Annotated in this window: 12 protein-coding genes; 7 read left to right on the top strand and 5 right to left on the bottom strand. The window is 39.4% G+C overall.

Annotation, left to right across the window (positions count from 1 at the left end; genetic code table 11):
- Nucleotides 1-609: 609 nt before the first annotated feature.
- The 4 genes from PMAN_RS16440 to PMAN_RS16455 all read right to left on the bottom strand — a co-directional run bounded on the left by PMAN_RS16440 (nt 610) and on the right by PMAN_RS16455 (nt 4,694).
- Nucleotides 610-1,056 (bottom strand): REP-associated tyrosine transposase, encoded by a 447-nt coding sequence (locus PMAN_RS16440; RefSeq protein WP_083830893.1) that lies wholly within the window; start codon nt 1,054-1,056, stop codon nt 610-612.
- A gap of 298 nt (nt 1,057-1,354) precedes the next feature.
- On the bottom strand, nt 1,355-2,953 hold the full coding sequence (locus PMAN_RS16445) for an ABC-F family ATPase (RefSeq protein ID WP_010556085.1): 1,599 nt from the start codon (nt 2,951-2,953) through the stop codon (nt 1,355-1,357).
- Between the two features lie 220 nt (nt 2,954-3,173).
- Entirely contained in the window at nt 3,174-3,911 is a 738-nt protein-coding gene (locus PMAN_RS16450) for a substrate-binding periplasmic protein (RefSeq protein ID WP_010556084.1), read from the bottom strand.
- A gap of 39 nt (nt 3,912-3,950) precedes the next feature.
- Nucleotides 3,951-4,694 carry a transporter substrate-binding domain-containing protein gene (locus tag PMAN_RS16455; RefSeq protein WP_010556083.1) on the bottom strand — a complete coding sequence of 248 codons (744 nt, stop codon included), beginning with the start codon at nt 4,692-4,694 and terminating at the stop codon, nt 3,951-3,953.
- 332 nt (nt 4,695-5,026) lie between these two features.
- On the opposite strand from PMAN_RS16455, the gene PMAN_RS16460 reads away from it, so the two are divergent.
- The 5 genes from PMAN_RS16460 to PMAN_RS16480 all read left to right on the top strand — a co-directional run bounded on the left by PMAN_RS16460 (nt 5,027) and on the right by PMAN_RS16480 (nt 11,111).
- Nucleotides 5,027-5,626 carry a class I SAM-dependent methyltransferase gene (locus PMAN_RS16460; RefSeq protein ID WP_010556082.1) on the top strand — a complete coding sequence of 200 codons (600 nt, stop codon included), beginning with the start codon at nt 5,027-5,029 and terminating at the stop codon, nt 5,624-5,626.
- Nucleotides 5,623-7,158 carry a S24 family peptidase gene (locus tag PMAN_RS16465; protein ID WP_010556081.1) on the top strand — a complete coding sequence of 512 codons (1,536 nt, stop codon included), beginning with the start codon at nt 5,623-5,625 and terminating at the stop codon, nt 7,156-7,158. Before PMAN_RS16460 ends, PMAN_RS16465 begins: the two co-directional genes overlap by 4 nt.
- A 532-nt stretch (nt 7,159-7,690) precedes the next feature.
- A complete protein-coding gene (locus PMAN_RS16470; RefSeq protein WP_010556080.1) occupies nt 7,691-8,863 on the top strand; it encodes a dsDNA nuclease domain-containing protein in 1,173 nt (390 codons plus the stop codon).
- A complete protein-coding gene (locus tag PMAN_RS16475; RefSeq protein ID WP_010556079.1) occupies nt 8,860-9,339 on the top strand; it encodes a hypothetical protein in 480 nt (159 codons plus the stop codon). Before PMAN_RS16470 ends, PMAN_RS16475 begins: the two co-directional genes overlap by 4 nt.
- Entirely contained in the window at nt 9,336-11,111 is a 1,776-nt protein-coding gene (locus tag PMAN_RS16480; protein ID WP_010556078.1) for an ATP-binding protein, read from the top strand. Before PMAN_RS16475 ends, PMAN_RS16480 begins: the two co-directional genes overlap by 4 nt.
- A gap of 66 nt (nt 11,112-11,177) precedes the next feature.
- Here PMAN_RS16480 and PMAN_RS16485 read toward each other — a convergent pair whose 3' ends face one another.
- Complete coding sequence (locus PMAN_RS16485; RefSeq protein ID WP_010556077.1) at nt 11,178-14,330, bottom strand: DEAD/DEAH box helicase; 3,153 nt, start codon at nt 14,328-14,330, stop codon at nt 11,178-11,180.
- 378 nt (nt 14,331-14,708) lie between these two features.
- Here PMAN_RS16485 and PMAN_RS16490 point away from each other — a divergent pair, with 378 nt between their 5' ends.
- Both PMAN_RS16490 and PMAN_RS16495 read left to right on the top strand, forming a co-directional pair.
- Nucleotides 14,709-15,401 (top strand): uracil-DNA glycosylase family protein, encoded by a 693-nt coding sequence (locus PMAN_RS16490; RefSeq protein ID WP_010556076.1) that lies wholly within the window; start codon nt 14,709-14,711, stop codon nt 15,399-15,401.
- 186 nt (nt 15,402-15,587) lie between these two features.
- The gene (locus tag PMAN_RS16495) at nt 15,588-16,463 is read left to right on the top strand and encodes a nuclease-related domain-containing protein (RefSeq protein WP_010556075.1); all 876 of its coding nucleotides are present in this window, start codon (nt 15,588-15,590) and stop codon (nt 16,461-16,463) included.
- Nucleotides 16,464-16,600 lie beyond the last annotated feature (137 nt).

Raw genomic sequence — 16,600 nt, forward strand, 5'->3', positions numbered from 1 at the left:
ATGAGGAGTAAATGAGTAGCCAAAGTAATCAGAGTTAAGGTATTTTTTGTAGACGAAGAGCTTGCTCACGTTGGAAGTGCAGCTTCTAGTTACTTAAAAATAAATATCACCACAGAGCGCACCGAGGCGCTTCGCGCTACACAGAGTTAAAATATTGGTTAGTCACTGCTCCTGCTCTTCTCCTTAACTTCTCGGTGGTAAAACAATCACTTTTGTAGCTGTTGCTATTAAATGAATGCAAAGCGCACCTGCAGGCTACATTCAGCCACTGCTTTTGAAAGCTGAGCTTTTAAAAACATAATGCACAAAGAGAAGAGAATGAGGAGTAAATGAGAAGATAAAGTGAATAGGTCATAGTTTAGCTTTGTTTTGTAGACGAAGAGCTTGCTCACGTTTGAAGTGCAGCTTCTTGTTACTAACTTTTAAAGCGATTCCTCTAAAAGCGCAGCGCCTCTAAACCTCTTTGTGAAAAATTGGCTTTTAAATCTTAATGCACAAAGAAAAGCGAATGAGGAGTAAATGAGTAGCCAAAGTAAGTAGGGTTAACTTATTTTGTAGACGTAGAGCTTGCTCACGTTAGAAGCGATAGCTTCTTGTTTTACATGCTATTTAATTTAAATAAATACAATCCCAAAATGGATATTGCCCGACACTTTTTACTATGCCAGTTCTTAGTGGGTTAGCAACAATATAGCGAGCTTGATTAATTAAATCTTTTTCAGAACGAAGCTGATGCTCAAAATAATTTTGCTGCCAAATCTTGCCTGTTGTTTCATTTAGCTTATTTATTTTTACAGTCGTTACACTTTTAAAGATTTTTATTACGTTAGCTAGTGAGCAGTCTTTAAGCTGAAATAACCAATGGAGATGATCAGGCATTAATACATAACAAATTGTATTTACTTTATTTTGCATATCCACAATAGCCTTTGCTGCAATACATGCATTGCCAAATTCTTTAAATAGAGGTGCTCTATTTATGCAGCATATAGTCACAGAGTAGAACTGATTATTATTTGAAAAACGATGTGCTAATAATTTTGAGGAGTCATGCATAGGAAAGGAATATATTTTGGCTTTGTATAACCATAGATAAGAATTAATCTAAAACAAGTTTTAAAAAGCCTTGCTTTTTCACGCCAGCAAGCTGCGCGTCTACAAGTTACTTTAAACACTATTTTGTAGACGTAGAGCTTGCTCACGTTAGAAGTGAAAGCTTCTCAGCGCTACACAAAAAACACGAGCAATAGTTAATTACCTCTTGGTGATGATTTAATTACTTGTTTACTAATGCATTTAACCAAGCATAAAAAAGGCGCTAACTAAGCGCCTTTTACACTAAACAGCAAAGGGTTTATGCTTTTTTCTCTTCGCAGCTTGCAAGGTACTCGTCAAACGTACCCTGAAAATCAATAACCTGCTTATCTTTAATATCAATAATACGCGTAGCTAACGACGACACAAACTCACGGTCGTGGCTTACAAAAATAAGCGTGCCTGCAAAGTCTTTAAGCGCATTATTTAACGCCTCAATGGCTTCCATATCCATGTGGTTTGTTGGCTCGTCCATTACAAGCACGTTCACGTCTTGCATCATTAACTTACCAAATAACAAACGGTTTTTTTCACCACCTGAACAGTTACGCGCTTTTTTGTTTGAATCGTCTGCGGTAAACAACAAACGGCCTAACATGCCACGTACCATTAAATCGTTATGCTTGGCCGTACGCCACTGCGACATCCAATCAAACAACGTTAAATCGTTATCAAAATCTTTAGTGCTGTCTTGCGGGCAGTAACCAAAGCTCGCATTTTCAGACCACTTAATTTCGCCTTCATTACTTTTAAGCTCGTTAACTAAACAGCGCAAAAAGGTAGTTTTACCCACACCGTTTTCGCCAATTACCGCAAGCTTTGCACCGGCTTCTAGTAAAAACTCACCGCCACTAAATAACGTTTCACCATCAAAACCATGGCCAAGCTTGTTTACTTCAAGCGCTTGGCGGTACATTTTTTTGCCTTCGTCAAAACTTAACGATGGGCTCATACGGCTTGACGCTTTAACTTCATCAAGCTTAATTTTATCCATTTTTTTAGCGCGCGAACTTGCTTGCTTAGCTTTAGACGCGTTAGCACCAAAGCGGTTAACAAAGTCTTGTAGCTCGTCAATCTCGGCGCTCTTTTTAGCGTTTTCAGCTAAAAGTTGCTCGCGCTGTAAGCCTGCTGCTTCTAAAAATTTCTCGTAGTTACCTGGGTAAATACGCAGCTCACCGTAGTCAATGTCGGCCATGTGTGTACATACCGAGTTTAAAAAGTGGCGGTCATGCGAAATAATAATCATGGTGCATTTACGTTTATTAAGCTCATCAGCAAGCCACGTAATGGTATGAATATCCAAGTTATTGGTAGGCTCATCGAGTAGCAGTATATCTGGGTTTGCAAACAAGGCCTGTGCTAAAAGCACACGGAGTTTCCAACCTGGGGCAACGTTTGCCATTAAGCCATAATGAAACTCTTTATCTATACCCGCTTCTATTAGTATTTCTTCAGCGCGGCTTTCGGCGGTGTAACCGTCCATTTCGGCAAAAACGCTTTCAAGGTCGGCCACTTTCATGCCGTCTTCTTCGCTCATTTCTGGTAACGAATAAATACGTTCGCGCTCTTGCTTTACTTTCCAAAGCTCAACGTCGCCCATGATTACTGCATCTACCACCGTGTATTGCTCAAATGCAAACTGGTCTTGGCTAAGGTTACCTACTTTTAACCCCGGGGTAATCGACACATTACCCGCGCTAGGCACAAGCGCACCGCTTAAAATTTTCATGAAGGTCGACTTGCCGCAGCCGTTAGCGCCAATTAAACCGTAACGGTTACCGTTACCAAATTTAGCTGAAATGTTTTCAAACAACGGCTCTGCGCCAAACTGCATCGTAATATTTGCGGTGGAGATCAAAAAGGGTAATCCTAGAATGAGTACTGACAGGAGCTTGCTGTAGCAAAAGGCCACAAACAACATCAAGCAATAGGGTAAATTAGCTGGCGAATTATACAGATCAGCCACAACTATTGAAAGGTAAAAGGCAGCTAATTTATAACCAACCTTAAACGCACTTTAACGGTGCAAAAGCTTTTAAAAATTTGCTTAGTAAATAAGGAAGGTTAAATAAATAAAATTATTGATGGGTTTGGTAAATACGCTCAATAACCGCTTTATTATTGGTAATATACGAATTAATAGCCGCAATATCGTCAGCAGTAACCGTTTTTTTACTCAGCATAAAATGCACATTATTAACGTTTATGGGCTCAACCAATGCCGCAGGCATAATGTTTGAATACTGCTTTGTAAAATATTGCGCCACTAACGAATCATCAATTAAAAAATTAATGCGCTGCTTGTTAAGCAAAATAAAACGCTTTTTAGACTCCCCCGTAAGCACCACTTGGTTTGCATACTGCGTGCGTAGTTGTTCAAACGCATCGCCAAAAACACTTCCTCTGTTTACACCCACCGTAAGCGATTTTTTAAATAACGCGTTAATGCTATTCACATTAGGCGAACTGGCGTGCTTATATAGCAGCATTTTTTCAACACGGTAGGGTAACGTAAAGTGGGCATACTCAGCGCGCTCTGCCGTTTTGCTGGCGGCAAAAATTAAATCAACACGTCCCTGTTTTAGCTCTTCAAATGCACGTAACGAGCTAGGTAACACACTAAAATTTAAGCAATAAGGTGAGCTTTTAAAAATAGCCTTAAGTACGTCTATTTCAACCCCGCCCAGCGTATTGTTTTTTAAAATTACATAAGGCGGCCAGTAACTTTCGTTGGTAGCTACTGTTAACGTTTTAGTGCATCCCCAGGCATTAAATGCACTAAAAGTAAAAAGGGTTATAAACAATAATATTTTCAAACTACAGCCTTTTGTAAACGGTTTTTAGTGTGTATTTAATTATAATTTTTCAAACAGTTCTGCTAATTGTGCCTTACGGCTTTGTATTAATTTATTAACCTCAATAACATCTTGCATAGTGGAGGTATTTTTACTCAGCATTAAATGAATAGAGCCCTTATTAACATAGGTTGTGGTATTAACTCGCTTAATAGTGTTTGACTGGCTAATAAAGTACTCACCCACTAACTGGTCTTCAATTATAAAATCGACCCGTTGTTTAGCTAATAAAGCAAAACGCGTTTTTGCCGCACCGGTAAAAATAATTTGTTTTGGATAAATATTTTTTAAGTGCTCAAATTGCTCGCCGTAATAACTCCCTACATGGGCGGCCACGGTGTAGCCCTGTTCAAGCGCATCTTGCAGGTTTTTAACATTATATTGTTTATTTTTATGCTGATACAGCCACATCACCTCGTTGCGGTAACTATCCGAAAAATAAACATGCTCTGCACGTTTTTCAGTAAAGCTGGCAGCCCAGCCTAAATCCATTCTGCCTTTAGTTTGTTCAACAAATGCACGCTCGGTATTGGGTAAAAACTCAACCTGAACACAGTAAGGCGACCCCGCAAAAATAAGCCAAAGTGCCGTTACTTCTTTACCTTGTGCGTGGCCGTCTACATTAACAACGTAAGGCGGCCAATAGGTATCGTGCGACGCGACAAAAAACCTTTTTTCGCAAGCCGTGCTCCCAAAAGAGAGGGCTACTAACAAATACACACCGTATTTTTTTAATCTATGCATTATATCCCTCATGCTAGCGACGCAATACGTACAGTATAAACCAGCCTAAAAATTTGGTAGCAAATTTTGTATAAGCATGTAAATAACATTACTGGCTGTAAAAAGTTATGTATTTATAATCAATGTGTTGGGAGGGCTAAGCTAACATGTTCAATTTTGTAACCGTTAAATTTGCAGTGCGTACGAGTGATTAATAAAAAGGGCGTATTAATTTAAAATATTCTACTACTAAGTCTATATTTTATTTATTTGTTCCTGTAGATTAAACACCAATGAATTTAATATTAACAGCAGCTTAGCTGTTAAACGATTAGCCAAGGAGCGGGTGTATCGTGCCAAGTACCACACTCACTTACTACAATAACAATGCACAAACCTTTAGCGACTCAACGCTTAATGTTGATATGTCGGCGTTATATACTGAGTTTTTACCGCATGTAAAACAGCACGGCCATATTCTTGACGCTGGCTGTGGCTCAGCCCGCGATGCCGCCAACTTTAAAAACCAAGGGTTTACTGTCAACGCGTTTGACGCAAGCCCAGCACTTGCAAAGTTAGCCAGTAATTACTTACAACAACCGATAGAGATTAAAACCTTTCAAGAGCTTGAGTGTGTTAATAAATACGACGGCATTTGGTGCTGCGCGAGTTTATTACATGTGCCAAAAGCTGAGTTGCCGCAGGTTTTTTTAAAGCTACAAAATGCCTTAAAACCAGATGGCGTTTTATATGTATCGTTTAAATATGGCACGCAAGAGCGCGAACATAATGGCCGTGAATTTACCGATTTAAATGAAAGTGCTTTAACTGCGTTAATTAACAGCCACACAAAACTTAAAATAATAAAACAATGGCAAAGTGTTGATCAGCGCCCTGAGCGCGAAAGCCAAGTGTGGCTTAATGCGTTAATAAAGGCTGCTTCCACTTTATGATTGGCGCAATGCAGCAACAGCTCGACTTTATTGCGTATATTCAACGCATGCTGGTTGAGGGCGATTTTAGCGCTACCTACAAGTTTGCACTTTTACACGCTATTGCCGATGTATGCGTAGAGCAACCGCTGTTATCTGATCAAAGTGAATTAGTAATAGAGCTACCAACCCTTGCCGATAAACTCATTACTTTATACTGGCACCATGCAATGCCGTTTTCGTCAGAGCACACCGGCGAAAGCGCCTTACTTAAGCAAAATACAGGCGCGCAATCAAAAGTAATTAGCGTATTGTTTGAATGCCAGCAAAACAACATACGTAACTTTCGCCAGCTTAAGCAAAGCCCGTTTTATAAGCCCACGTTTAATGCTGCTATGGCAACACTAAAATCAGGGCCGCTTTGGCGCTTACAAATTCTCGCCAAACAAGAAGAATGCTTTTTGTACCCGCACACAAACAGCACTCAATTCATTATGTTAAATGCAGGCATTGCTAGCTGCTTTAGACGCTTTTACGACCTAGTAGTGTATTTAGCTAAAAATGCATGGCTTCAAAAAATTCAAAGTATAAAGCACAACCAAGCGTTAATTGGCCCGCAAAGCCAGCTGCAAGAGTTTTTATTTGGGGTAGACCGTAATGCACTTACCAAGGCAAAGCCTGTTTTAGTAGAGCTGCAATCAAACACCTGTTTTTATTGCCAAAAGCCAATGAAAAACGATGTTGAGGTTGATCACTTTATACCGTTTGCACGCTACGCTAATGACTTAGGCCATAATTTTGTGGCCGCGCACCGCACATGTAATAACAATAAACGCGACTTTTTAGCCGCACAGCAGCACCGTGAACGCTGGCAAAACCAAAATTTGGTCGTTAACAGCCAAACTATTAGTAATGAGCTAAGTGCTTATTTTCATTGCGATGCCGATAAGTCTCTCGCTGTAAGTAATTGGGCTTACCAAGTAGCGCAAGCAAACAGCGCTAAATTATGGATTGCTAATAAAGACCATTTCGAACAAGCAAAACTAACCGCAGAATTGTTTACGTTTCCAAATGCACCACAGGCTGAGCTAAATCAAGTCGCTGAACCTGCCGTTAGTTTAAAATCAGTTGATGAAGTATTAAAGCTACCGTACTTCCCTAATATTAAAGTTGCCTGTGGGCATTTTAAAACTGGCGATAGCAGCGATGTTGAATATTTAGACGCGCCACTTGGCGCGGGCAAGCTTGACCCAAACGTACACTTTTTAGCACGTGCATCGGGCAACTCTATGAATGGCGGTAAACACCCAATACTTGATGGCGACTTATTGTTACTTGAGCTTATAACTTCCGATAGAGCCGGATCGCTTCGCGGCCAAATAGTCGCGATAGAGCGAGATGATATAAGCGGAGATGGGCAGTATTTACTGCGCAAAGTTAATAAATTACCAAACGGACAATATGAGCTAATCGCTCAAAATCCCGATTACGAAGTAATGATTGCTGATGAAAGCATGCGAACGTTCGCACGCCTTAAACAAGTGGTTTTGTAGTCGCGATTTTATATCGCGTTTTAACGTGTAGACGCGCAGCTTGCTGGCGTTAAAAGCGTAGCTTTTTGAATAGCTATTTTGCGTGAGAGCTTTAGGGATTTAAAAACCTCTATTCGAGGTTTTATCGCGTTGGCGATGGCAACCAAAGGGCGGCTGCCGCCGACCGCCCTTTGGAATCCCACGGCGCACCCGAGGATCACACTGTAACTTCAACTTACGTTAATGATGTGAACGTAACCAGCGTAGATAGGCCATCCATGGCCAAGCTACGCTTTGTACAGCATCCATGCTGTAAATTACTCATCATTAACTCAGTTTCAGGTGTGATCACGGGGAATTGGAGTGTGTTGTTAAATTGGTGTTTATGAATGTAGGCGGGAGTTTACCTCATGCTTTTGGATTGTAAGCGCAGAGCTTGCTCGCGCGAAAAGCGAAGCTTTTAAATTTTGCGAAATTTTGGTGTTTAAAAGTAGTAATTTAGTGTTTTTAAAATTCTTAAATAAATAACGAACTGCTTAGCTAAGGCGAAAGGATGTTAGAAAAAAAGAAACCAAGGGAGCAAAGCGGGCGTCATTCATTTGCTGCATATAGAGCACAGGTGAGGTCAGCTGCGATGGCATCACTATCTATTCTAGAAAACGATGGTATCGATAGAGTTTACTGTGACTTGCACGATGATTTTGTTATTCGTAAAAAAGATGACGATGGATTTAGTTATGTTTTTTACCAAGTTAAAACCAATGGCAAGCAAAACCACAATTGGACTTTAAATGAATTATTTGGCCTTAAAGCCAAAACTAAAGACCAGAAAAAGCAGTGTACAGAGAAAATAAAAAATAGCTTTATTGGTAAGCTGCTCTTACATACTGTAGTTTTCGATAATTACTGCAATTCAGTTGTCTTTCAAACCAACATCAATAATGGTGATGACGTTGAAAAAGTAATAGAAGACATTGAAGCAGGGGCTTTTCAAAATAAGTTCTCGGAAGTGTTAATTGATAGGTTCAATAAATGTTTCCCAGAAGAAGTCTCTAATGAACTATCCGAAGATGAAATCAAATTAAGATTATCAAAGCTCAAGTTTGAAACTGATGTACAGTATTTAAAAAGTGGTGATGATAATTTCGAACCTATTGCAAAGAATGCGATTTACAAATTTAGCGAAGTAGATTTAGGACACACTGAAACTCGTGAAATACTGATGAAACTGCTTGAACTAGTAGAAAATAAATCAAGTGGGGTAATAGCTGAGCTAACTCAAGAAAGTATTGAGCAATATGCAGGAATAGCTATTGAAGACTTACTATCGATACTAAGTATATCAAAGGACGCATATAATAACTTGCTTGAAAGCGGAGATAGTAAAGTTATAAAAAGCGCATCAATTATTCAACGAACGCTTTCCTCGGCTGGTGCTAGCATTGAGGAGGTTGAGTATATATCAAGATGCAAAACTAATTGGGATCTTTGGCACAGGAAAAATCGCCATGTGCTTTTTGAGTTCGACTTACGGTCCATCAATAGCATGGTAAGAGAGCTTTTAAATAGCTCCATTCGTAGTGATGGCTCACTTCATTTAGCTAGCCTGAGATCTCCAATAAAAGACTTAGTCAGTAAGCTTGAGTCTGAGGACTTAATGTATGATCTAAACCCTGAGCTCATTCTCGGAGGCATATTTGCGGAATTAGTTAAGGGGAAATCATGAATTTCGATACATTTTTTGAAAATATTGCACAATCTGGTACCGAAATTCGCGTTGATAGCTCTAGTTATAACAAGCCAAATTTGTTAAATAACGAAGCATTATTTCAGCTCCCATTGATCAGTTTGATAGTGCTACTTATGGCTAAAGATAAACGAAAACCCAAAGTATCAGAAATCGGCCAACTTGTTGGTGAATGCTTAGAAACAAGCATGCCCGGCTTTAAAGGCTCGGCTCAACACGTTGGTTGGTCAGCAAACTTACGAGTTAGAACTGTGAAAGCAGTTAGCTTTTTGGAATATTCAAACTTGATAGAAATCCCGAATAATAAAGGGCGAATTAAAATCACAACTTTAGGTAAGAAAGTGATTGATAAAGCCTTTAATGAAGAGGATATCCTAGCTTGTAACCTAGCTGAGATAGCTAGAGCATACAGAAACCTATGTGTTTCTAAGCAATTAGACATGGAGTTGGAATGAAGTTAATTAGTATACAAATTTTTTCAAATGGTCTTTCTGGTTGGCAATCAGATTTACTAAAGTTTGGCGACAATATTACTCAACTATTTGGTAAGAATGGTTGTGGTAAAACTCCTATAGTACAGTCGATTGCTTTTTGCCTAGGCTATCCTAGCGTATTTAGAAATGATATTTATGAACGATGCAATCACGCTACTTTAGAAGTGTCATCTCCTATCGGAAATTTGCAATTAAAGAGAATTTTCAGCAAAAGTACAGATATTCAGGTTACAGAGCCTAATGGCGAGAAGCAGAGGTTTTATGATGAAAAGGAGTATTCGGCATATTTGTTTGAAACGTTGGGTCTGTCAATAGATAACCTAGTAACCAATAATAACAAAAGCACTAGTCCCTATTTAGCATCAATGCTGCCAATCTACTACCTAGATCAAGATGACGGTTATAACAAGTTTTATAGCCCACCAAATAACTTTATCAAAGATCAGTTCTCAGAAATGATGAGAATGATATTTGATTTGCCAGTCAAACACTCATTCGACCAAAAGAAAGAAAAATTTAAGGCTAAAGAACGTTTAGATTATTTAGATAAACAAGTAGAGCTTCATTCACGCCAAGCTGAAATTGCTAAGCAGGAAGCCGCATTAATATCTAAAAGCTCAGAAGAATTAGAAGATGAAATCAGTACTTTAGAAAGTGAAATAGAGCAACTCAAGAGCTCAGGCGCAAACCACGATGACTCGATTAATGTTTTAGATCGCTTAATTTCAAAACATAAAGCCTCGATAAGAGGCTTAACGCTTGAAATCGCTGAAATTAATAAGAGAACAAGCGGTATTGCACAGATAGTACATGAGATTAACACCGAAGTTGAAACACTTAACTTGAACGAAGAGGCTAGGCGTGTATTCCTATCATTTAATGAGATTTGTGGCTCTAGTAACTGCCAACTGTTTGCTTCAAGCTCAGATGCCTACAGTAAAAATTTATTGTATTTAAAAGACCAAATTAAAGATCTCGAAAGAAATGCAGGTATAGATAAGATTAAAATCGAGCAAATCATGAAACAACGTGAAAGCTTAGAAGGTTTAATCCAAACGATTATCGATGAGAGAAATCAATCTTTAGAAAAAAGCGAGATATCGGCTCTGGTAGATGCAATATCAGCATTAAAAAATCAGATTTTTGAACTGCAAAGCCAAAAGAGTGACATCGAAAAAGTTGAATTACTGGAAAATAAACATTTTCAAACTATCGCTGAGCGTAATAAAGCTTTAGAAAAGTATCAGTCTTTTGGTACGGATAAAAACTCAATACCAGCATTAGTAAGGCTCAAAGCTGACCTTCGAGAGTTCTTTTTAAACTGGCTAGAAATACTAAATACCAACAACATTAGCCGAAATATTACGTTTAAAGACGATTTTACTCCGTACCTCGGTACAGAAACTATATCTCAACTTAAGGGAAGTACCAGAACTAGAGCTGTATTAGCGTACCACGCAGCTTTAATTGAGTTAATGGCGCAGCATAATTCGTTCTGTTTTAAATTCTTGATTTTAGATACACCTAAGCAGCACGAAATTCACAATGATGACCTAAACCAATACATCAAAGCACTTAAAGTATTATGTGATCAGCATTCTGTTCAAGTTGTTTTCTCTACTACCGAGTATCATTATCAAGGTGATAATCAAGATATAGAGTGGAACCCGAAATACCAAGGTGAGAAACAATTGATGTTCTTAAAAATGAATGATCAAGATCGAATCATTTAAATTTAAATAAGGCGACAAATAACTTACCTTAAAACCTATATAATACAGATAAAAATAAACGGGCAGTTATCCAACCGCCAACTTCCCCGCCTCATGCCACATTTCACTTGGCATGGGGTTGGTTAATTCCCATGTTATATTCATCGGTTGGCTGCCGTTATGGCTTTGGTATTTAACCTCGCCGTAGTTTACAAATCCCATAGTTCGGCCGTTTTCATCTTCCCCTTGCTCCCGCACAAATAACAGAATGGTTTTTCCTTTTTGTTGATGCTCAATATAACCTTTACCGCGGCCTTTTTCAGGTCGTGATGGGTTTTGGCTTTGCCAATGAAATAGATTCGGGCTAATTGCATAGTCGTGATACAGCGTTGTGGGTGAATAGGTTTTCTCACATTTATTTAGAGTTACAAAAAGGAGAGTAACCTTTTGTTCTTCAATAATTAATACTCCCTCACGAGCAGGTGATTTCTGCTCAAACGTATGCACGCCAAACGCGGCGAGTATTTGCTGGCGAGTGTAGCGGCTGTGTAATTTTATGGCATGATTTGGCTGGCTCGTTAAATCGCTTTCTTGCTGGTGTATGCGGTTTATTAACAGCGCGATCACTTGTGCAAGTTCCTGCTGTAGCTCTTTGTGTTTAAGTGTCTGTAGGCTCTGTTCAAGGGTTTTAAAGCCTAAACCTGTGCCTGTGCTATCCCAAAAGTTGTAATGCGCCATAAGCGCGTACTGCTGGTTTTGTGGGGTTGGCATAAAGCTAAAGTTGTTATTACATAAATCACGTAAAAAGCATAGGTAACTGAGCGAGTTGCAGCCGAGTAATTGGGTGTTTATAGCGCGGTAATACGCGGCGTAAATGTCGGCTTGGTCTGCGAGTATTTCATCGCCTTTTAGCCAGTGCCAGCCGCCGAACCTACCATCTTTTGGTTTGTATATATCTTCAAGCGTGACTTGCGGGTTTATGCGTAAAAAACTACTTAGCGTTAGCGTGTCATTGGTATGTTGCGAATAGCTATTTATCAGCTGCTGTAAACGGCGTTTAGAGTTTATAGCTTGCTGAATATTTTTTAATATTGTTTGTTGTGTGCGCTTTTGTAGCTCTATACGGCAACCTAACGGTAAATGCGGGAAGTTGTTTTCAATCTCGGTTTTTATTGGTTGGTTACTTTTACCAATTAGCGCGCGGAATTTACTGGCAAAGTCGTATTCTGGGCGAGCATTGCCTACAAAGTCGAGTACCGTACAGCATTGCTTTTGGCTGTTGTCGGGCAGGCGTAGGCCACGGCCAAGTTGCTGCAAAAACAGCGTTAGGCTCTCGGTTGGGCGTAAAAATAACAGGGTATCGACCTCTGGAATATCCACACCTTCGTTAAAAATATCAACCACGCACAGTATTTGTATTTCGCCTTGGCGCAGAGCTTGTTGTTTGGCCGCGCGCTCATTGGTGTTTTTACTGGTCAGTACATCGGCGTTTATGCCAGCTAAGTTAAATTTAGACGCCATAAACTCTGCGTGTTTTTGGCTTACGCAAAACGCCAGCGCTTTAATGCGGTGAACATTAGTCACTATATCAGCAAGGCTGGATATAATTTTGTTTGCGCGGCTGTTCTCTCCTGTATAAAGGTTACTTAGCTCGCTTATATCGTAACGGCCACCGCGCCATGTTATTTGGCTTAGGTCGGTATCGTCATCTAGTCCAAAGTACTGAAACGGGCATAAGTGGCGTTGGTTTATTGCCTCTGGCAAGCGAATTTCAGCGGCTATTACCCCACAAAAATCATCGAGTATATTAGCGCCATCTTGTCGCTCTGGTGTGGCAGTTAAACCAAGTAATATTGTGGGCGTAAAGTGATTTAAAATAGCGCGATAACTGGCAGCGCTTACGTGATGTACTTCGTCTATTACTATGTAGTCGTAGTAATCGCGGGTTAAATTGAGCGATTCAATTTGGCTGTTCAGCGTTTGGATTGATGCGAATAATTGGTTGTAGCGTTGTGGTTTGTAGTTACCTACCCACAGCTCACCAAAGTCGTTATTTTTAAGCACGCCGCGGTAAGCGCTTTGCGCTTGTTTTAGTATTTCTTCTCGGTGGGCTACAAACAAAAAGTGTGCGTTTGGGTTTTTATCGTAAACGGTTTTAAAGTCGAACGCCGATATAATGGTTTTACCTGTACCTGTTGCGGCTACCACTAGGTTTTTAAAACGATTATGTACGCTGCGTTCAACGCTTAGCTTTTCTAAAATAGTGAGCTGATGCGTTTTTGGTGTTATATCAAAATAAAACTGGCTGCTTGATTGCCCAACACCGCGCTGCTCGTTAAGTGAATTTATGAGCTTTTCTTTACATTCAGCTTTGCCAGTAAATAGCTCGAAATCTGGCGACTGCCAATAGGTTTCAAAGGTACTTTTGGTTTTAGCTATTATGTGTGGAATTTCTTGCGCGGTAATTTTTAAGTTCCACTCTAGGCCGCTGGTAAGAGCCGAATGCGATAAATTAGACGATCCAATATAACCAGTATGAAAACCCGTATTACGCATAAACAAGTATGACTTTGCGTGCAAGCGCTCTTGCTGATTGTTGTAACTAAGCTTTACCTCGGTATTTGGCAGGCTTGCTAAAAACTCAACCGCTTTAGCATCCGTTGCGCCCATGTATGAAGTAGTAATTACTTTGAGTTTATTGCCGCTTTTAGTAAAGGCTTCAAGCTCATTTTTAAATATGCGCAGTCCCGTCCATTTTATAAATGAGACAAGCCAGTAAATAGTGTCGGACGATTTTATCTCGCGCTTTAGCTCGGTTTCGAGCGATATACCTGCATTAGCGCCGCTAAACAATTCGCTTTGGGTAAGCCCCGTAAGTGGGAATATATCGTGAGAGTAATCTTTAAGGTTGGCCGCAATAGGGTTTTGGGTATTAAACAGCGCGGTGAGTATTCGGCCTTGGCTGTCGATAAGGTTTTCGTTAATTAGCTCGTCATCGCGAATATGATCCTTAAGCCAATGCACAAGGCTATTTGCAAGGTCAATTTGTTCTTCCAAGCGCTTTTTTGAATTAGGGATTGCATCAATGGCATGTTCAACCAGCTTACCTAAAAAGCGCGAAAGCCATGTTGCGGCTTCGGCCGTTTCAAGCTGGCGCTCACCCACATAAAATTGATCACGATTTAAGTTTTGCTCAATTACTTGCGTAATTAACTGCTCGTAAATACCAATTTGCTGCATTAAAACCACTCCCTGTTTGCGAGTGGTTAGTTTACTAAAAAGTGCATTGTAAACAAGCATTAACTCATTATTGAATTAAAGACTAATGCTAAGACAATTCCCCGTGTTCACGCCCGAAATTGAATTAATGATGAGTAATAGCAGCGCATGGATGCGCGTAAAGCGATGCCTACACATGGACGTGTTTCATCGTGTTTACGTCATATCATTAATTTAAATTGAGGAAGCAGTGTGATCCTCGGGGCGCCGTGGGGTTCCAAGGGGCGGTCGGCGATATCCGCCCCTTGGTTGCCATCGCCAACGCGATATTAGTTTATTGTAAGGTTTTAATGTATAAACATATTTGGGTTATAAATAGAGTTAAATAAAAGGATAAATATGGATATAGTAATTAATAAGGAACAGCTCCCTGAGTTTGCAAAGCAGCACTTTGGGCACTTGTATAATCGTCTAGGTGAAGGGATTTATAGCTCTCATGAGACATTGAAAGAAGGGGATGTTTACCTCTTAGGCCTGAACCCCGGTGGTAGTGGTCACACAAAACTAGGCGAATTCATGAATAATACGCTTACTCGCACCAGAAATTCTTATTTAGATGAAAGTTGGAAAAATGGTCAAAGCGAATATGCGCAAGGCGCGGCTCCACTTCAAAAGCGAATTCAAGGTTTACTACCGGGCATAAATCAAAATGTAGCTGATGTATGTGCTAGCAATTTGATTTTTACAACATCTAAGTCTTCGCAAGATAGCAATTTTAATTTTGGTTTCGCTGGTACGTTTTGGCCTTTTCATCAAGCTGTTATAGAAATAGTAAAGCCAAAAGTTATTTTAACCTTTGGAAATGCAAAGCATTTATCGCCCTTTGGCTTTTTAAAATCAATGTATTACGATGAAAATAATTCAGATACTTTTGAAGCGATTCACGCAGAACATGGTACGTGGAAGTGTTATGGATTCAAAACTAATTTCAATGGTAGGCAGACGGCTATTATAGGTTTACCACACCTAAGTTATTACAACCCAAATAAAGAAAAGATCTTAGAGTGGATTCGGAATTTTTCTGGATTATAAATCATCAAATCAGCACTGCATTTTTATCAGTGCTTCCTTTCTATTAATTTTAAAAGCTACGCATTTCGCGCGAGCAAGCTGAGCGCCTACAAGTGTTTAGTTGGGCTTCGTAGCGTTAGTTTGAATAATGCGACATGTACCTGTTTTTAATGTATAAAGCTTACATTGTTATTATAGGAATTCATCATGGATGATTTATTAAACCAAGGCCTTAGCCTTTTAGTTATTATTGGTAGTGTTTATTTATTACTAGGTGTTTTGTTTGTTAAAATATGGCTTCATCAAAAAAATGCAAAGCTGCCTGTAGATCGCAAAAAACTTAAACGTGTTGCTGCGCAAACATTAAATGAACAAGTTAATGACAAGATTGTTGAGGTAATAGGCCTGATTTCTTTATCTGCTTTGATAGTCACCATGCCTTTTGCAATTAAAGGGATTGCTGAAATGTTTGCTAGTGGCAAGGTTAATTATTTCCTAATTACTTTGATTATTTTAGGTTTAGCTTATGTAGCAAGAAAGCTGTGGGTAAAATCTAATCACTTAATAAAGCTAAAACTTGGGCGTGATGCCGAATTAGCAGTTGCCTCTGAACTTATAGAACTTCAGTCACATGGATACCAAGTATTTCATGATATACAAGCTGATGGTTTTAACATTGATCATTTAGTGGTGGGGCCAAATGGTATTTTTGCTATTGAAACCAAAGGCAGGCACAAGCGAATAAAAGACGACATTAATTACAAAGTTAAATTTGAGAATAATCATTTAGCCTTTCCCTCTTGGTTTGAAAGCAAGCCGCTAGAACAAGCCCAAAATCAGGCTAATTGGGTGAACAAATGGTTACAAGAGGCAACGGGTTTTAATACCCAGGTTATACCGGTGTTGTGTTTTCCTGGTTGGTTTATAGAGCTTAAACAGCGTCCAAACTTTCCTATTGTTTCGCACAAACAATTAGTGAAAACAATTCTTTCTATGCGACAAGTAAACTTAAGCCAAGAGCAGCAGCGTGCTATTTGTTATCAAGTAGTTCAGCGCTCATTGCATGAAAGCAAAGCAATTTAAACGCTTCGCTTTTCACTTCAGCAAGCTTTGCGCCCACAGAGCAATTAATCATTGTATTTATAATTTAATAACAATGACATTTTAGTTATTTTTAGCGTTAGCCCTAGTGTGAGTTTTGTTTTTTAAGTATTGTTGTT

This window comes from Pseudoalteromonas marina, from assembly GCF_000238335.3.
Taxonomy (GTDB): Bacteria; Pseudomonadota; Gammaproteobacteria; order Enterobacterales; family Alteromonadaceae; genus Pseudoalteromonas; species Pseudoalteromonas marina.